At 71.6% G+C, this 17,408-nt stretch carries 12 protein-coding genes; 2 read left to right on the forward strand and 10 right to left on the reverse strand.

Annotated elements, in window-relative coordinates; all coding sequences use genetic code 11:
• Positions 1-141: 141 nt before the first annotated feature.
• From ACFWIC_RS13170 to ACFWIC_RS13185, 4 genes are all read right to left on the reverse strand, one after another.
• On the reverse strand, positions 142-894 hold the full coding sequence (locus ACFWIC_RS13170) for an amino acid ABC transporter ATP-binding protein (protein WP_329883209.1): 753 nt from the start codon (positions 892-894) through the stop codon (positions 142-144).
• 44 nt (positions 895-938) lie between these two features.
• Entirely contained in the window at positions 939-1,913 is a 975-nt protein-coding gene (locus ACFWIC_RS13175) for an amino acid ABC transporter permease (protein WP_329883090.1), read from the reverse strand.
• Positions 1,914-1,950: 37 nt separating this feature from the next.
• Positions 1,951-2,877, reverse strand: a complete 927-nt coding sequence (locus tag ACFWIC_RS13180) for an ABC transporter substrate-binding protein (protein WP_329952259.1) — start codon at positions 2,875-2,877, stop codon at positions 1,951-1,953.
• Positions 2,878-3,306: 429 nt separating this feature from the next.
• Positions 3,307-4,236, reverse strand: coding sequence for an ABC transporter substrate-binding protein (locus ACFWIC_RS13185; RefSeq protein ID WP_329952258.1), 930 nt, complete (start codon positions 4,234-4,236; stop codon positions 3,307-3,309).
• 623 nt (positions 4,237-4,859) lie between these two features.
• On the opposite strand from ACFWIC_RS13185, the gene ACFWIC_RS13190 reads away from it, so the two are divergent.
• Together ACFWIC_RS13190 and ACFWIC_RS13195 are read left to right on the forward strand one after the other, a co-directional pair.
• Entirely contained in the window at positions 4,860-6,056 is a 1,197-nt protein-coding gene (locus tag ACFWIC_RS13190) for an NADP-dependent malic enzyme (protein WP_355399357.1), read from the forward strand.
• Positions 6,057-6,164: 108 nt separating this feature from the next.
• Positions 6,165-7,127: a zinc-binding dehydrogenase gene (locus ACFWIC_RS13195; protein WP_329883086.1), complete on the forward strand. Its 963-nt coding sequence runs from the start codon at positions 6,165-6,167 to the stop codon at positions 7,125-7,127.
• A gap of 53 nt (positions 7,128-7,180) precedes the next feature.
• Here ACFWIC_RS13195 and ACFWIC_RS13200 read toward each other — a convergent pair whose 3' ends face one another.
• The 6 genes from ACFWIC_RS13200 to ACFWIC_RS13225 form a co-directional block, all read right to left on the reverse strand.
• Entirely contained in the window at positions 7,181-8,311 is a 1,131-nt protein-coding gene (locus tag ACFWIC_RS13200) for a PadR family transcriptional regulator (RefSeq protein WP_380518264.1), read from the reverse strand.
• A gap of 1 nt (position 8,312) precedes the next feature.
• Entirely contained in the window at positions 8,313-9,230 is a 918-nt protein-coding gene (locus ACFWIC_RS13205) for a DUF4097 family beta strand repeat-containing protein (RefSeq protein ID WP_355399353.1), read from the reverse strand.
• A gap of 219 nt (positions 9,231-9,449) precedes the next feature.
• Positions 9,450-9,629: a DUF6104 family protein gene (locus ACFWIC_RS13210; RefSeq protein WP_329883083.1), complete on the reverse strand. Its 180-nt coding sequence runs from the start codon at positions 9,627-9,629 to the stop codon at positions 9,450-9,452.
• A 47-nt stretch (positions 9,630-9,676) separates the two neighbouring features.
• Positions 9,677-11,737 carry a protein kinase gene (locus tag ACFWIC_RS13215; RefSeq protein ID WP_380518268.1) on the reverse strand — a complete coding sequence of 687 codons (2,061 nt, stop codon included), beginning with the start codon at positions 11,735-11,737 and terminating at the stop codon, positions 9,677-9,679.
• A 258-nt stretch (positions 11,738-11,995) separates the two neighbouring features.
• Positions 11,996-15,778, reverse strand: coding sequence for a multifunctional oxoglutarate decarboxylase/oxoglutarate dehydrogenase thiamine pyrophosphate-binding subunit/dihydrolipoyllysine-residue succinyltransferase subunit (locus ACFWIC_RS13220; protein ID WP_380518271.1), 3,783 nt, complete (start codon positions 15,776-15,778; stop codon positions 11,996-11,998).
• A 416-nt stretch (positions 15,779-16,194) separates the two neighbouring features.
• Positions 16,195-17,325, reverse strand: a complete 1,131-nt coding sequence (locus ACFWIC_RS13225) for a HAMP domain-containing sensor histidine kinase (RefSeq protein WP_329952252.1) — start codon at positions 17,323-17,325, stop codon at positions 16,195-16,197.
• Positions 17,326-17,408 lie beyond the last annotated feature (83 nt).

Consider the following 17,408-nt stretch of genomic DNA (forward strand, 5'->3'; position numbering starts at 1 on the left):
TAATCCTCCCGCCCCCACCTATATCTACACTCATCCTTCCGTCGGCAGCTTCATATGTTTATAACACACAGCCTTTTACGTGGGCGGGTAAACCGGCGGCGCCCGGCAGGGCGGGCCTGCCGGGCGCCGACGTGGACGTGCTCAGAGCACCTTGGAGAGGAACGCGCGGGTGCGTTCGTGCTGCGGGTCGGTGAGGACCTGGCGCGGGTTGCCGGACTCGACGACGACGCCGCCGTCCATGAACACCAGTGCGTCGCCGACCTCGCGGGCGAAGCCCATCTCGTGGGTGACGACCACCATGGTCATCCCCTCCTCGGCGAGGCCGCGCATGACGTCGAGGACGTCGCCGACCAGCTCGGGGTCGAGCGCCGACGTGGGCTCGTCGAAGAGCATCAGCTTGGGCTTCATGGCCAGGGCCCGGGCGATCGCCACCCGCTGCTGCTGGCCGCCGGAGAGCTGGGACGGGTAGTTCTTGGCCTTGTCGGCCAGACCGACCCGCTCCAGCAGCGCCATCCCGCGTTCCCGGGCGGAGCTCCTGCTCTCGCCCTTGACCTGAACCGGCGCCTCGATGACGTTCTCTATGGCGGTCATGTGCGGGAACAGGTTGAAGCGCTGGAAGACCATGCCGATGTCGCGCCGCTTCAGCGCGACCTCGCTGTCCTTGAGCTCGTAGAGCTTGTCGCCCTTCTGGCGGTAGCCGACGAGGTCGCCGTCCACCCAGAGCCGGCCGCCGTTGATCTTCTCCAGGTGGTTGATGCACCGGAGGAAGGTCGACTTGCCGGAGCCGGAGGGGCCGATCAGACAGAACACCTCGCCCTGCTTGACCTCCAGGTCGATGCCCTTGAGGACCTGGACGGTGCCGTAGGACTTGTGGACGTTCTCGGACCGGACCATCGGGCCGCCCTGGGCGGCGTCGGCGGTCGGCTTGGTCAGATCGGTCATACGTGACCACCTCCCTCAAGCCCCGGGACCACGTCGGACTGGGTCTTCGGGGTGGGCTTCCCGGCGAACAGGCCCCGCAGTCGCTGCAGCGGGGTGGGCGGGAGGGTCCGGTTGGAGCCGCGGGCGTAGTGCCGCTCGATGTAGTACTGGCCGACGGTCAGCACGGAGGTGAAGGCGAGGTACCAGAGGCTGACCACGATCAGGATCGGGATGTTCTGGTAGTTCCGAGAGTAGATGATCTGACCGGCGCGGAAGATCTCCTCCAGGGAGATCACGGAGACCAGCGAGGTGGTCTTGAGCATCGAGATGGTCTCGTTGCCGGTCGGCGGGATGATCACCCGCATGGCCTGCGGCAGGATGACCCGCCGCATGGTCTGGAACTGGCTCATGCCGAGCGCGTGCGACGCCTCGGCCTGGCCCTCGTCCACCGACTGGATGCCGCCGCGGACGATCTCCGCCATGTAGGCGGCCTCGTTCAGGCCGAGGCCCAGCAGGGCGGCGACGAAGGTCGGGATCAGCACGTTGGTGGACTCGGACCAGAACTCCGGTCCCCACGGCACGCCGATCGAGAGCTTGGCCCAGATCAGGCCGAGGAAGTTCCAGAAGACCAGCTGCACCAGGACCGGCGTGCCGCGGAAGATCCAGATGTAGATCCAGGCGGTGCCGGAGAGCAGCGGGTTCCGGGAGAGCCGCATCACCGCGAGGATGATGCCGCCGACCACACCCATGATCATGGCGAGCGCGGTCAGCTCCAGCGTGACGAGCATGCCGTGCACGATGCTGTCGTGGAAGAGGTACTTCCCGACGATGTCCCACTTGAAAGCGGGGTTGGTGAAGAGGGCGCTCAGCAGCATCGCGCCGAGGACGGCGATGACGACGGCGCCCGCCCAGCGTCCGGGGTGGCGGACCGGGACGGCCTTGATGGTCTCAGGCCGTCCCTTCTCCGCGTGCCCCTTGTCCAGAGAATTCACGGTGTGGCCTCGGGGGAGAGAGGAATCCGGCGGAGGGTCAGCTGACGGCGCCGTTGAGCGTGGACTTGTCGAGGGCGCCGGCCTCGACGCCCCACTTGGCGAGGATCTGCTTGTAGGTGCCGTCGTCGATCAGTGACTGGACGGCGCCCTGGACGGCCGGGGCGAGCGCGGAGCCCTTGGCGAGCGCGATGCCGTAGGGGGCCGAGTCGTAGGTGGAGCCGAGCTTCTCCAGCTGGCCGCCGGACTGCTTGATCGCGTAGTCGACGACCGGGGAGTCGGCCATCATCGCCTGGTCGCGGCCGGAGACCACCGCGTTGGTGACGTCGGTCTGCAGGTCGAACTTGTCGCCGTCGTTCACGACACCCGGCTTGCCGGCCTTGACGCAGGCGGGGCTGCGGGTGTCGGTGATCTCCTGGGCCTGGGTGGTGCCGGTCTGGACGGCGATCTTCTTGCCGCAGAGGTCGTCGGCGTTGATCTTGTCCGGGTTGCCCTTCTTGACCGCGATCGCGCTGCCGGCGTTGAAGTAGGTGACCAGGTCGACGGTCTGCTCGCGCTCCTTGTTGTCCGTGAGGGACGACATGCCGAGCTGGAACTTGTTCGACTGGATGCCCGGGATGATCGCGGTGAACTGCGAGTCCTGGACGTCGGCCTTGAGGCCGAGCTTGGCCGCGACGGCGTTGGCCAGGTCGACGTCCATGCCGACGATCTTGCCGCTGTCGTCCTTGAACTCGTTCGGCGCGTACGAGGCGTCCGTACCGACCACGATCTTGCCGGAGGACTTGACGTCGGCCGGGACGAGCGCGGTCAGCTTCTCGTCGACCTTCACCTCGTTGACGGTTGCGGAGGCATTCGGCGCGCCGCTGCTCTCCTCCTTGCTGCTGCCGCAGGCGGTCAGCACGAGCGACGCGGACGCGAGCACGGCCGCGCCGGCGAGGAGACGGGTGCGCTGGGTACGGACGATCATGGGGGAGATCTCCTCCTGAGGGAGAGGTCGGGCGGAGCGCACCGCGGGGGGCGGCACACCGGGGCAGTAGGCCGTACGGCGCTGTACGGGTGGGGCAGGGTGACTGCGCAGGGTGGTACGAGGTACTGCTCTCCGCCACCGTCCGCCGAGGTGGGCGTTTGACCGAACCGCCTCGACCAGTGGCCGGCTCGATCCGAGATGGGGGGAATCCTGCCATCTGATGACGGGCGGGTGGTCCTTATTCAGATCAAAATCGGATAACGAGGGGGCGTGCCGTCCGCTATTCGGACGGATACCGTGTCCCTGTCACCCTGTGTATAAGTATGCAGACCCCCGTGCGGTCCGCCCGGAGGCCCGCCCGCGCCCTCGCCCGAATTGCGGCTGCCCCGCCGCGCCCGCCCGGACGCGGGCCCCGTGCTCCGTCCCCGCTCAGATTCCGCCGTTGACCACCGCGTTCTGGGCCGCGCCCGCGGAGACGTTCCACTTGGCGAGGATCTTGTCGTACTCGCCGGTGCGGATCAGCTGGTCGACCGCCTTGGCCAGGACGTCCCGCAGCTCGGTGTCCTCCTTGCGCAGGGCGATCCCGTACGGGTTGGACCGGGACTGCGAGCCGGTCACCTCGAAGCGGTTGCCGCCGTCGGTGTTCTTCGCCGCGTAGGCGGCCACCGGGAAGTCGTTCAGGCCGGCCTGCGACGCACCCGAGGCGACCTCGGCCAGCGCCTTGGCGTCGGTGTCGAACTTGTGCACGGTGAGCGGCTTGCCGGCCCGGGTGCAGGCCGTGACCTGCCGGGCCACGATCTCGTCCTGGGTGGTGCCCTGCTGCACGGCGACGGTCCGGCCGCAGAGGTCGTCCAGGGTGCGGATGCCCTTCGGGTTCCCCTTCGGCACCACCAGCGAGGTGCCGGCGATGAAGTAGTCCACGAAGTCCACGCCGGGGCCCGTCGGTTTGCCCTGGTCGTCCACGCCCTCCCGGCGCTGGCGGATGTCGCTCAGCGCGGACATCACCACGTCGAACTGCTTCTTGTGCAGCTCCGGTATCAGCTTGTCGAACGGGGTGTCGACGTACTCGATCCGCAGGTCGAGGATCCGGCCGAGCGCCGCCGCGATGTCGGGGTCCAGACCGTCCGGCTTGCCGTCGGCGCCGCGGAACTGCACCGGCGGGTAGTTCACGTCCATGCCGATCCGGAGCGCCTTCGCGGTCTGCTGGGCCTTCGGGATCTTCCCGCGGATCTCCTGGAGCGGGTCCTGCGCGGCCTGCTCGTCGCCGCCGCCGCCGCAGCCGCTCAGCAGCAGGGCTCCGGCGGTGGCCAGGGCGAGTGCGGCGGCGGCCGGTCGTCGGGAGTGGGGACGGTGATGCATGGGGGTACTCCTGTGGGAGGGATGGAGTGGCACCGCGGCATCGCGGAGGTGTACGCGAGATGGCGGGATGAGGGATCCTCCCATCCCGCTCTGCCGGGCCCGTGGGCGGGTGTGTCAGAATTCGGTACCGGGTGACCCCCGACGCTCGAACCAGACCGCCGAGCCGCAACCGGCTCGGGGTGCGCAGGAACGGAAGTCCATGACGTCGACTCCGTATCCGAGGCACCGGCCTCCCTCCGTGTCTGCGTTCACTCCTGCGGGTGTGCGTGCTCGTTCGCCATTGCCGCCGCCGGGGCCGGTGCTCGCGACGCCTGGTTCCTCAGGGTGGCCGTGAGGCGTACGACCGGTATGTGACTTGGACGAAAAGGCATGGGTGCGATGCCTCTCTCCGACCTACGCTCGGCGCGGAAGCACGACGCAGACCAGGCGCAGCAGAAAACTCGAATAAAACCCTCATCCGAGGGCGCACGCCCGACGGCGGCGCCCCGACCCGGCCTTCCCGGGGACGTCCCGGCGTCCCCGGACACCGGTGACCGGTCACCGCTGACCGGACGTCGGTCCAGGCCGGGCCGTCCGCTCCGTCGGGCGCGTGCCCTCGCTCGATCAATGACGAAGAGGTCATCGTGGCAGCGGAGATCATCCACAGCACTACTCAGGACACCGACGATCCGGTCGATGCCGTGTTCGCGCTCCACCGCGGCGGCAAGATGGAGGTCCGGGCGACCGTCCCGGTGCGCGACGCGGACGACCTGTCCCTCGCCTACACCCCCGGTGTCGCCCGCGTCTGCACGGCCATCGCCGAGCAGCCCGAGCTGGTGAACGACTACACCTGGAAGGCCAACACGGTGGCCGTGGTCACCGACGGCACCGCCGTGCTCGGCCTCGGCGACATCGGCCCCGAGGCGTCCCTCCCGGTCATGGAGGGCAAGGCGATCCTCTTCAAGCAGTTCGGCGGCGTGGACGCCGTCCCGATCGCGCTGGCCTGCACCGACGTGGACGAGATCGTCGAGACCGTGGTCCGGCTCGCGCCGTCCTTCGGCGGGGTCAACCTGGAGGACATCTCCGCCCCGCGCTGCTTCGAGATCGAGCGCCGGCTCCAGGAGGCCCTGGACATCCCGGTCTTCCACGACGACCAGCACGGCACCGCCATCGTCACCACCGCCGCGCTCTGGAACGCGGCCAAGGTGACCGGCCGCGAGATCGGCTCGCTGCGGGCCGTCATCTCCGGCGCCGGCGCGGCCGGTATCGCGATCGCCAAGATGCTGCTGGCCGCCGGCATCGGCGACGTGTCGGTCTGCGACCGCAAGGGCGTGGTGCACGAGGGCCGTGGCGACCTCACCGACGTCAAGGCGGAGATCGCCGCGCTGAGCAACCGGGCCGGCCTCAAGGGCTCGCTGGCCGACGCGCTGGCCGGCGCCGACGTCTTCATCGGCGTCTCCGGCGGCACGGTGCCGGAGGAGGTCGTCGCGACCATGGCCGCGGGCGCGTTCGTCTTCGCCATGGCGAACCCGAACCCGGAGATCCACCCCGAGGTCGCGCACCGGTACGCGGCCGTGGTGGCCACCGGGCGCAGCGACTTCCCGAACCAGATCAACAACGTGCTGGCCTTCCCGGGCATCTTCGCCGGCGCCCTGCAGGTCCGGGCGACCCGGATCACCGAGGGCATGAAGCTGGCCGCGGCCAAGGCGCTCGCCGGTGTGGTGGCGGACGAGCTGACGCCGCAGAAGGTGATCCCCTCGCCGTTCGACGAGCGGGTCGCCCCGGCGGTCAGCAAGGCCGTCGCCGAGGCCGCCCGCGCGGAGGGCGTCGCCCGCCGCTGACGCGCGCCGGGGGAGCGCCGCCCTCGCGGGGGCGCTCCCCCTCCCCGGGACGCGCGTCACACGTACGCGCGGTTCCGGCCCCGGGCGCCCGCCGCTATCGTCCGGATCATGTTTGCTGCCTACGCCGCACGAATCGACGCCGACGACCCGCTCGGCGGGCTGGAGCTGGGCGAGCTCCCCGAGCCGCAGGCCCGTCCGGGCTGGAGCGTGGTCACGGTCAAGGCCGCCAGCCTCAACCACCACGACCTCTGGTCGCTGCGCGGGGTCGGCCTGCCCGCCGGGAAGCTGCCGATGATCCTGGGCTGCGACGCGGCCGGGGTCGACGAGCACGGCAACGAGGTGGTCGTGCACTCGGTCATCGGCCAGTCCGGCCACGGCGTCGGGCCGGACGAGCCCCGCTCGATCCTGACCGAGCGCTACCAGGGCACCTTCGCCCGGCAGGTGGCCGTCCCCACCTGGAACCTGCTGCCCAAGCCCGCCGGGCTCTCCTTCGAGCAGGCCGCCTGCCTGCCCACCGCCTGGCTGACGGCCTACCGGATGCTGTTCACCAACGCCGGGGTGCGGCCGGGGGACACCGTCCTGGTGCAGGGCGCCGGCGGCGGTGTGTCCACCGCGCTGGTGGTCCTCGGCAAGGCGGCAGGGCTGCGGGTCTGGGTCACCGGCCGCGACGAGACCAAGCTCGCCCGGGCCGTGGAGCTCGGCGCCGACGCGGCGTTCCCCGCCGGGGCCCGACTGCCCGAGCGGGTCGACGCGGTGATGGAGACGGTCGGCGCCGCGACCTGGTCCCACTCCGTGAAGTCGCTCCGCCCGGGCGGCACGATCGTCATCTCCGGGGCCACCTCCGGCCCCAACCCGGCCGCCACCGAGCTGAACCGGATCTTCTTCCTGGAGCTGAAGGTGGTCGGCTCCACCATGGGCGACCGGGACGAACTGGCCGGGCTGCTCTCGTTCTGCGCCACCACCGGCGTCCGCCCGGTGATCGACTCGGTGCTCCCGCTGGCCGACGCCCGGGACGGCTTCGCCCGGCTCGCGCGGGGCGACGTCTTCGGGAAGATCGTCCTGACCCCGTGACGCGCGCGGGTCCGGCACCCCCGCGGGGATGCCGGACCCGAGAGTGCCGGGGGTCAGCCCAGCAGCCGCTTCAGGCGCTCGCCGGCGGCGCCCAGCACCGCGCGGGCCTCGGCCAGCCGGTCGGCGGACACGCCGCCGTCCCGGGCCGCGTCGCGGACCTGGTCACGGAACCGGTCGAGCAGCCGCTCCAGCTCCCGGGCCGGGTCACCGGCCGGGTCGGTGGCCGCCCACGCCGGGAGGTCGGCCGGGGCCGCGCCGGTGGGCTCGTCCTTGTCGAGGTCGATCCGGGTGACGGTGACCTTCTCGGTGGGCGCTCCGGCCGGCCGGTCGGCGGGCCGCTCGCCCCGCTCCTCGGCCCGGTCGTCGGCCTGCTGGCCCCAGCGGGCCGCGTCGGCCAGCCCGGCCAGGCCCCTGGTCAGCTCGGAGAGCCCCTCGGCCAGCCCGGTCGGCCAGTCGCCGCGGGCGGCGTGGTCGCGGACCTGCTGCTCGACCCGGCGCTTGATCCGCAGCGCCTCCTGCTGCGCGGCCGTGCGGGCCGCCCGGGACTGCTCGCGCAGCCGACGGGCCTCCTCCTCGGCCGCCTTGGCCTTGGCCTTGGCGGCCTTCTCCTGCTCCTTGGCCCGTTTGGCCTGCTCCTTGGCCTGCCGCTTGAACTCGGCGAACTCGTCCTTGGCCCGCTGCCAGGCGGCCCTGTCGCTCCACGGTCCGGCCCACGGGCTGCCGTCCCCGGTGGTGCCCTCGTCCCCGTCCCCGTCCCCGTCCCCGGTCGCGTCCCCGTCACCGGAGGCGCGCCGCCGGGCCTGCTTCGCCGCCGCGCCCCACAGTTCCTCGCGCAGGTCCTGGGCGCTGTCGCGGACGTCCTCGCGGATCGCCCCGGCGAGCTGGGCCACCGAGTCGTGGATCTCCAGCTCCAGGTCGTCCAGCTCGCCCTGGCGGGCCTCCAGCTCGGCCCGGCCGGCGTCGGTGAGCCGGTAGACCTTGCGGCCGCCCTCGGTGCTGTGCGTGACCAGGCCCTCCTGCTCCAGCTTGGCCAACCGCGGGTAGACGGTACCCGCCGAGGGCGCGTACAGGCCCTGGAAGCGCTCCTCCAGCAGGCGGATCACCTCGTAGCCGTGCCGCGGGGCCTCGTCCAGCAGCTTGAGGAGGTAGAGGCGAAGCCGGCCGTGGCCGAAGACGGGGGTCATCTCAGACCTCCTTGGTGAGGTCGGGGCCCTTGGTGAGGTCGGCCGGGGCGGGCAGCTCCCGCACCACGGCCGGGGCGTCCTCCTCGGCGTCGGGCCGGTGCAGGACGGTGACGGCGCCGGAGACGGTGGTCACCGAGAGGCTGCCCTTGCCGTCGCCGAGCTGGCCGGAGAGCCGCTTGGTGCCCCAGGAGCCGCCGACCTTCAGCTGCTCGAAGGTGGAGGAGAGGTCGCCGCTGGTGGTGCCGGCCTCGACCTTGGTGTCGGCCAGCGACGGCAGCCGGACGCCGACCGCGCCGCTGACCGTGGTGACCTTGATCTCGGTCGGGGTGGCGGCGGCGAGGTCCAGGGTGACCGCGCCGGTGACGGCGTTGGCCGACACCTTCTCCGCGGTGCCGGCGACCACGGTGAGCCGGCCCGAGACGGTGTTCAGCTTGAGCCGGCCGGCCACCGACTGGGCGTCCACGTCGCCGGTGACGGTGTTGACGTCGGTGCGGCCGGCCAGGCCGACGAGGGTGACGTCGGCGCTGGCGGTCTGCGCCGAGACGCGCTCCGTGAAGCCGGAGACCGTCGTCGCGGCCGAGACGGTGCCGACCTTGACCTCGGTGCCGGCGGGCACGGTCAGGGTGACCTCGGCGGTCCGCTTGCGCTTGAACGAGGTGAAGAAGCCCTTCACCGATTCGACCGACTTGAGGACGTCGCCGAACTCGTTCCAGCTGCTGAGGTCCTTGTAGGTGACGGTGAGGACACCGTCGACCAGGGTGACGTGCAGCGGCTCGCCCTTGAGCTCGGTGACCTCCAGGCGGGCGGGCCCCTCGGCGGCCACCACGTTCACCGTGCCGTCGATGATCCGCACCTGGAGGGTCCGGACGGCCTCCTCGATGGTGATCCTGTCAGGTCCTTCGACCGTCCACTGGCTCATCTCTGCCGCCTCCCGTTGATGACTCGCGATGTATCGCGTTCTCTCTTTAAAGACGATATATCGCGTGACGGTGAAGTCAAGGGAATCCGGCCGGACCCCGACCCGGAGCGGACCCGGAGCCCACCCCGAGCCGTCCCCTACGGGGGACGGCGAAGGGCCCGGAGAGCGGGTGCTCTCCGGGCCCTTCGCCCAGCCGGCCTGCGAGGACGGCCTACCGGGTCAGTCGTCGTCCTCGTCGTCGAGCCGGGCCAGCCAGGTGGCCAGCCGCTCGACCGGGACCTCGAAGTCCGGGTTGAGGTCGACGAACTCGCGCAGGCGCTCGGCCAGCCACTCGAAGGTGACCTCCTCGTCGCCGCGCCGGCTCTGCAGCTCCTCGATGCCGCGGTCGGTGAAGTACACGGTTCGCTCCGGTCCGGTGGGGATTCGACCTGGTCAGGATAGTCCGGTCAGCTGGCGCGCCAGGTGGACAGGTTCACCTTGGCCGCACCGGTGGTGGCGTCCGCGACCTCGACCGCGGCGATGGCGATGTTGCGGGTGACGCGGTCGCGGATGCAGAGCAGCCGGCCCGGGGTGACCCGGTTGAAGGTCAGGTCGGTGTCCGGACGGGAGTCGATCGCCGCCGCGCACTGCTCGGGGGTGACGGCCGCCTCGGTGATGACCGCGAAGTCCGACTTGCTGTCGCCGGAGCTGGCGAAGGAGTCGGCCCGGCTGCCGCTGGAGGTGGACTCCCGGGTCAGGCCGAGCCCCCACTTCAGGTCGGAGCCGCGCGGCACCACGTTGCCGGTGGTCAGGTCGATCCGGTACGCCTCGCTGGAGTACTCGGCGCCCGGGATCGAGAGCGGCTTCTTGTCGATCACCAGCTGGTAGCCGGTCGGCCGGGCCGGGGCGGTGACCCCGGAGGCGCTGGGCGAGCCGGGCAGGGGCACGGCGCTGACCGGTGCGGAGGTCGCGGACGGGCTCGCCTTCGGTGACGAGCCGCCCGTCGTGGCGGTCGGGGTCGTCTCCACCGGAGTGGTCGGCAGGGCGGCGGGCTGCTGGGTGACCGGCGCGCTCGGGGCGGAGCTCGTCCTGGCCTCGTCCTTCTTCGACTTGTCCATCCGGTCCATCAGCACCACACCGCCCGCGGTGCCGCCGAGCGCCATCACCAGGGCGACGGTCAGCAGCACCTTCCAGGAGACGCCCTTGCGCTTCGGTTCCGGCGCCGCCGGTGTGTCCGTCACCACCGGTCCCGGCGGCGGGGTGTCGTAGGACGGCGGCTCCTGGCGCAGCTGGACGGTCGGCGGCGCGGGGAGCAGCGGGCCGGTGGGCGCCTCGGTGGGCGACTGCGCGGCGCCGTACGCGCCGAGCGCGGGCGGGACGAAGCCCGGCGGCGGGGTGGCCTGGTGGGCCTGGCCGTAGCCGGTGGGCGGGGTGGCCGGCTGGGTGGGTCCGTAGCCGGTGGGCGGGCCGAAGGAGGGCGCGGTGCCCGGGTGGGTGGGGACGGTCGCCGGCTGCGGCGGGGCGGTCGGCGGACCGGCCGGGGCGGGGGGAGCGGCGGGCGCGGCCGGCAGCGGGGTGGGCGGCGTCTTCGGCAGGTCGGAGCGGCGGGTGATCTCGGTGTTGACCTGCCGGGGCAGCCAGTCGTCCGAGAACCGCAGCTGGCCGCCGACGGCCGGGTGGTTGCGGGCGATCTCGATGATCTCGGCGGGCCGGGGCCGGTCCTCGGGGGACTTGGCCAGGCAGCGCAGGATCAGCTCGCGCAGGTCGGCCGGGACGGCGTCCAGGTCGGGCTGCTCGTGCACCACGCGGTAGAGCACCGCGGTGTCCGGGCCGTCGCCGAACGGTGCGGAGCCGGCGGCCACGTAGGCGGCCAGCGCGCCGAGTGCGAAGACGTCGGTGGCCGGCGTGACCGGGCGGCCCTGGGCCTGCTCGGGGGACATGAAGGCGGGCGAGCCGATCCGGTAGCCGGTGCCGGTGAGCGCGGTGGCGTCGGCGGCCCGGGCGATGCCGAAGTCGATCACGCGCGGGCCGTCGCCGGCCACCAGGACGTTGGCCGGCTTGAGGTCGCGGTGGACCACCTCGACGCTGTGGATCGCCTGGAGGGCCTCGGCGACGCCGCCCATCAGCAGCAGCACGGTACGGACCGGCAGCGCGCCGTTCTCGCGCACCACCTGCTGGAGCGAGGGGCCGGGGACGTACGCGGTGACCAGCCAGGGGGCGTCGCCGTCCAGGCCGCCGGAGTCGATCACCTGCGCGGTGTAGAGCCCGTGGATCCGCTGGGCGTTGGAGACCTCCTGCGCGAAGCGGCGGCGGAACTCGCTGTCCTCGGCGAACTCCGGGCGGACCACCTTGAGCGCCACCGGCCGGCCGCCGGGCGTGTAGGAGAGGTAGACCCGGCCCATGCCGCCGGCCCCGAGCCGGGCGAACAGCCGGTAGCCGCCCACCTCCCTCGGGTCGTCCGGGTGCAGCGGCTGGAAGACCGGTGGGAGCGGGGTGGCTGAGGCGTCCCTCGGCGTGTCGGCGGTCATGCGGTAGATCCCCCTGGGAGAGCGGTGAGGTCGTCCGACCGCGTCCCGGGCTCGTTGACGGCGGCCCCGACGACGGTCTGGCGAGGCTTAACCTATCGACCCGTCAGTCTTCCCCGCAGGTCGGTACCGCTTTGGTTGCAGAGCTGGGACCTTCGCACACGCCGCGGTGATACGCCTCCGGCCCCCCGCGCGGCCCTGGGGACCAGGGATGCGCGGGGGGCCGGAGGTGCGACGGTGCCGGAGTCCGACCGGTGAGGGTCAGATGGTGAAGATCTCCTCCAGCAGCGACTGCTGCTCGGCGGCGTGACGCTTGGCCGAGCCGACCGCGGGGGCCGAGGAGGCCGGGCGGGCGACGCGGCGCAGGCGGGCGCCGTTGGCACTGCGGCCGATGACGACCTGGAGGTGGTCGACCAGGTTCATCGCGATGAACGGCCAGGCACCCTGGTTGGCCGGCTCCTCCTGGGCCCAGACGAACTGGACGTCCTCGCCGTAGCGGGCCAGCTCCTCCTGGAGCTCGGCCACCGGCAGCGGGTAGAGCCGCTCGACCCGGACGATCGCCGTGTCGGTGACGCCGCGCTCGGTGCGGGCCGCCTCGACGTCGTAGTAGAACTTGCCGGCGGTGATGACCACCTTCCGGACGTTCGCCGGGTCGACGGTGTTGTCACCGATGACCGGGCGGAACGAGCCGGACGTGAACTCCTCGGTGGCGCTCGCCGCGGCCTTCAGACGCAGCATCGACTTCGGGGTGAAGACGACCAGCGGCTTGTGGTGCGGGTTGTGCGCCTGCCAGCGGAGCAGGTGGAAGTAGTTCGACGGCAGGGTCGGCATGGCGACCGTCATGTTGTTCTGCGCGCACAGCTGGAGGAAGCGCTCCGGGCGCGCGGACGAGTGGTCCGGGCCCTGGCCCTCGTAGCCGTGCGGCAGCAGCAGGGTGACGCCCGAGTGCTGGCCCCACTTCTGCTCGGCGGAGGCGATGTACTCGTCCACCACGGTCTGGGCGCCGTTGACGAAGTCGCCGAACTGCGCCTCCCACATGACCAGCGCGTTCGGGCGGGTCAGCGAGTAGCCGTACTCGAAGCCCATGGCCGCGTACTCGGACAGCAGGCTGTCGTAGACGGTGTAGCGGGCCTGGTCCTCGGTGAGGTACTGCAGCGGGGTGTAGTCGTCGCCGGTCTGGCGGTCGATCAGGACGGCGTGCCGCTGGCCGAAGGTGCCGCGGCGGCTGTCCTGGCCGGCCAGGCGGACCGGGTGGCCCTCCATGAGCAGCGAGCCGATGGCGAGGGTCTCGCCCGTCGCCCAGTCGATGGTGTTGTCCTCGACCGAGGCGGCCCGGCGCTGGAGCTGCGGCAGCAGGCGCGGGTGGACGGTCAGCCAGTCCGGCAGGTTGACCTGGGAGGCGGCGATCCGCTTGACCATCTCCTGGGAGATGCCGGTCTGGATGTTGACCGGGAAGTCGGCGACCGGCTTGCCGTTGGTGGCGGGGGCCGGGGCCTGGGCGGCGTCGCGGACCTCCGCGAAGACCTTCTCCAGCTGGCCCTGGAAGTCCTGGAGCGCCTGCTCCGCCTCTTCCATGGTGATGTCGCCGCGACCGATCAGACCCTCGGTGTAGAGCTTGCGCACCGAGCGCTTCTTGTCGATCAGGTCGTACATCAGCGGCTGGGTGAACGACGGGTTGTCGGCCTCGTTGTGACCGCGGCGGCGGTAGCAGATGAGGTCGATCACGACGTCCTTGTGGAACGTCTGGCGGAACTCGAAGGCGAGCCGCGCGACGCGGACCACGGCCTCCGGGTCGTCACCGTTCACGTGGAAGATCGGGGCCTCGATCATCCGGGCCACGTCGGTGCAGTACATCGAGGAGCGCGAGGACGCCGGGGCGGCGGTGAAGCCGACCTGGTTGTTCACCACGACGTGCACGGTGCCGCCGGTGCGGTAGCCGCGCAGCTGCGACATGTTCAGGGTCTCCGCGACGACGCCCTGGCCGGCGAAGGCCGCGTCGCCGTGGATCTGGATCGGCAGCACCGGGAAGGTCGTGCCGCCCTGGTCCAGGATGTCCTGCTTGGCGCGGGCGATGCCCTCGACGACCGGGTCCACGGCCTCCAGGTGGGAGGGGTTCGCGGCGAGCGAGACCTTGATGGTCTCGCCGTCCAGGCCGGTGAAGGTGCCCTCGGAGCCGAGGTGGTACTTCACGTCGCCGGAGCCGTGCATGGACTTCGGGTCGAGGTTGCCCTCGAACTCGCCGAAGATCTTGCCGTACGGCTTGCCGACGATGTTGGCCAGCACGTTCAGACGGCCGCGGTGGGCCATGCCGATGACGGCCTCGTCCAGGCGGTGCTCGGCCGCCGAGTCGATGGTGGCGTCCAGCAGCGGGATGAGCGACTCGCCGCCCTCCAGCGAGAAGCGCTTCTGCCCGACGTACTTGGTCTGCAGGAAGGTCTCGAAGGCCTCGGCGGAGTTCAGGCGGCGCAGGATGCGCAGCTGCTCCTCGCGCTCCGGCTTCGTGTACGGCTTCTCCACGCGCTCCTGCAGCCACTTGCGCTGCTTCGGGTCCTGGATGTGCATGTACTCGATGCCGACGGTGCGGCAGTAGGTGTTCCGCAGCAGGCCGAGGATGTCGCGGAGCTTCATCATCCGCTGGCCGCCGAAGCCGCCGACCGCGAACTCGCGCTCCAGGTCCCACAGGGTGAGGCCGTGGGTGGTGACGTCCAGGTCGGGGTGCTTGCGCTGCTTGTACTCCAGCGGGTCGGTGTCGGCCATGAGGTGGCCGCGGACCCGGTAGGAGTGGATCAGCTCGATGACGCGCGCGGTCTTGTTGACCTCGTCGTCGTGGGTGGTGGCGACGTCGGTGGCCCAGCGGACCGGCTCGTACGGGATCCGCAGCGACTCGAAGATCTCGTCGTAGAAGCCGTTCTCGCCGAGCAGCAGGCGGTGGATCTCGCGCAGGAACTCGCCGGACGCCGCACCCTGGATGACGCGGTGGTCGTAGGTCGAGGTCAGCGTCATGATCTTGGAGACGCCGAGCCGGGACAGGGTCTCCGGGGCGGAGCCCTGGAACTCGGCCGGGTACTCCATGGCGCCGACGCCGACGATGGTGCCCTGGTTCTGCATCAGGCGCGGCACGGAGTGCACGGTGCCGATGCCGCCGGGGTTGGTCAGCGAGACCGTGACGCCGGTGAAGTCGTCCATGGTCAGCTTGTTGGCGCGGGCCCGGCGGACGATGTCCTCGTAGGCCTGCCAGAAGCCGAAGAAGTCGAGGGTCTCGGCCTTCTTGATGGCCGCGACGACGAGCTGGCGGTCGCCGTTCGGCTTGACCAGGTCGATGGCCAGGCCGAGGTTCACGTGCTCCGGCTTGACCAGGTAGGACTTGCCGTTCTCCACCTTGTAGCTGTTGTTCATCCCGGGGGAGGCCTTGACGGCCTGCACCAGGGCGTACCCGATCAGGTGGGTGAAGGAGACCTTGCCACCACGGGCGCGCTGCAGGTGGTTGTTGATGACGATGCGGTTGTCGATCAACAGCTTGGCCGGGACGGCGCGGACCGAGGTCGCGGTCGGCACCTCCAGCGAGGCGTCCATGTTGGTCGCGACGGCCTTCGCCGGGCCGCGGAGCGGGACCAGCTCGGGGCCGGTCGCGTCGGTGGCGGGCGCAGCGGCCGGGGCGGCGGCCTTGGGGGCCGGAGGCGCGGCGGGGGCTGCGGCGAGCGGCGCGGCCGGGGCCGAGACCGGGGCCGCGGCGGCCGGAGCTGCCGGGGCGGCGGGCGCTGCCGGAGCCGGCGCTGCCGGGGCCGGAGCCGCCGGAGCAGCAGCGGCGGCGGGCGCGGGGGCGGCGGCGGGGGTCGGCGTGGGGCCGACCTGGGTCGCGGCCTGGGTCACTGGGGTCACCTCGGTACCGGGCTTGTAGTCGGCGAAAAAGTCCCACCAGGCTCGGTCGACCGAGTTCGGGTCCTGGAGGTACTGCTGGTAGATCTCGTCGACGAGCCACTCATTGGGGCCGAAGCCCGTGGAGCTTGCCGAGCTGTTGGAGGTTTCATGGGACTGTGGCGACACGGCGGCAACCGCCCTCTTCCGCTTCCTTTTGGGATGTTTGGACAGCGGGGATTAAGGCTACGCCTCTGACCAGTGATCGCGCAGTCCCCGGGGCCCAGGCGTCGCCCAGATCACAGTGCTGACCTGCAGGTTGGCTGAAAATGTGCGTTAGAAGGCCGCATCGGAGGGGAACCGATCGCGCCTGATCGCGCCCCATATGCGGGCAAAAGCGGACAAAAGTATTCGATTGACCGGCGGACTCCGCCGCGCATGTCTGTGTCGCTTCTGTGACATGCGGGCGAAGTCCGCTCGACGCGAACATCGCGGCGACCTCCGACGGAACCGCCTGCGGGACACCGGCGGGATCACCGGCGCGCTCACCGGGGTGAACGCGGACGCGAGCGCCGTCGGGGCCGCCGGCGGGGCCGCCCGCGCGGTCAGCGCGGGCCGGGCAGCCGGACCGCGATCCGGCAGCCGCGTTCGGCCTCGGCGACCTCGATCCGCCCGCCGTGCAGGTCCACCGCCCAGCGGGCGATGGCCAGGCCCAGCCCGGTGCCGCCGTCGGCACCCGGCCCGGCCCCCGTGGCGGTGCCGCTGCGGCTGAACCGCTCGAAGACCCTGGTCCGGTCGGCCGCCGGGATGCCCGGACCCTCGTCCTCCACCTCCAGCAGGAGCCCGCCCGGCATGTCGCCGGGCCGGGCGCGGACCGTCACGGTGCCGCCCGGCGGGGAGTGCTTGCAGGCGTTGTCGACCAGGTTGGCGACCACCTGGTGGAGCCGTTCCGGGTCGGCGACGCCGGTCAGGCCGGCCGGGCTGACCTCCAGGGCGAGCCGGACGTCGCCCCGGCGGGAGAACGCCCCGCCGGCCGTCGCGCCGTCCACGGTGACCCCGCGCAGCACGCCGTCCAGGAACTCGCGCACCTCGAAGGGGCGGGCGTCCAGGTCGACCACGCCGTCGTCGATCTTGGACAGGTCGAGCAGGTGGGCGACCAGCCGGCCGAGCCGTTCGGTCTGTTCCAGCGCGGCACCCAGGGTCGCCGGGTTCGGCTGGACCACGCCGTCGACCACGTTCTCCAGCACGGCGTGCAGCGCGGCGATCGGCGTGCGCAGTTCGTGCGAGACGTTGGCGACGAGCTCGCGGCGATGGCGGTCGGCGGCTCCGAGATCGGCCGCCATCTGGTTGAAGGTCGCCGCCAGCTCGCCGATCTCGTCGCGCGAGTTCACCTCGACCCGGCGGGTGTAGTCGCCGGAGGCCATCGCGCGGGCGGCGGCGGTCATGTCGCGCAGCGGGGCGGTCAGCCCGTGCGCGAGGAACTGCATGAAGAGCAGCGAGGCGATCATCGAGAAGATCATGATGATCCGGATCTGGGTCTCGGACCGGATCGCCACGACCACCATGCCGGTGGCCAGGAAGACCGAGACGATCACCAGGAGGGCGAGTTTGCCCTTGATGGAGCGGACCGGGTCGAGCGGCCGGATGTCGGCCCAGACCCGGCGGGCGGCACGCGTGGCCAGCGTGGGCGGCCTGCTGCCGGTGGTGTCCCCGTTGCGTTGCTGTGGAAAGGTCATTGGTCCCCTGTGAATCCCCCGCGTGCTGTGATCCCTCGGGTGGCGCGCACGGCGGTTCGGGACACGGGCCCCCCGGAGGCCCG

Origin of the sequence: Kitasatospora sp. NPDC127035 (assembly GCF_042726075.1) — a bacterium.
GTDB lineage: Bacteria > Actinomycetota > Actinomycetes > Streptomycetales > Streptomycetaceae > Kitasatospora.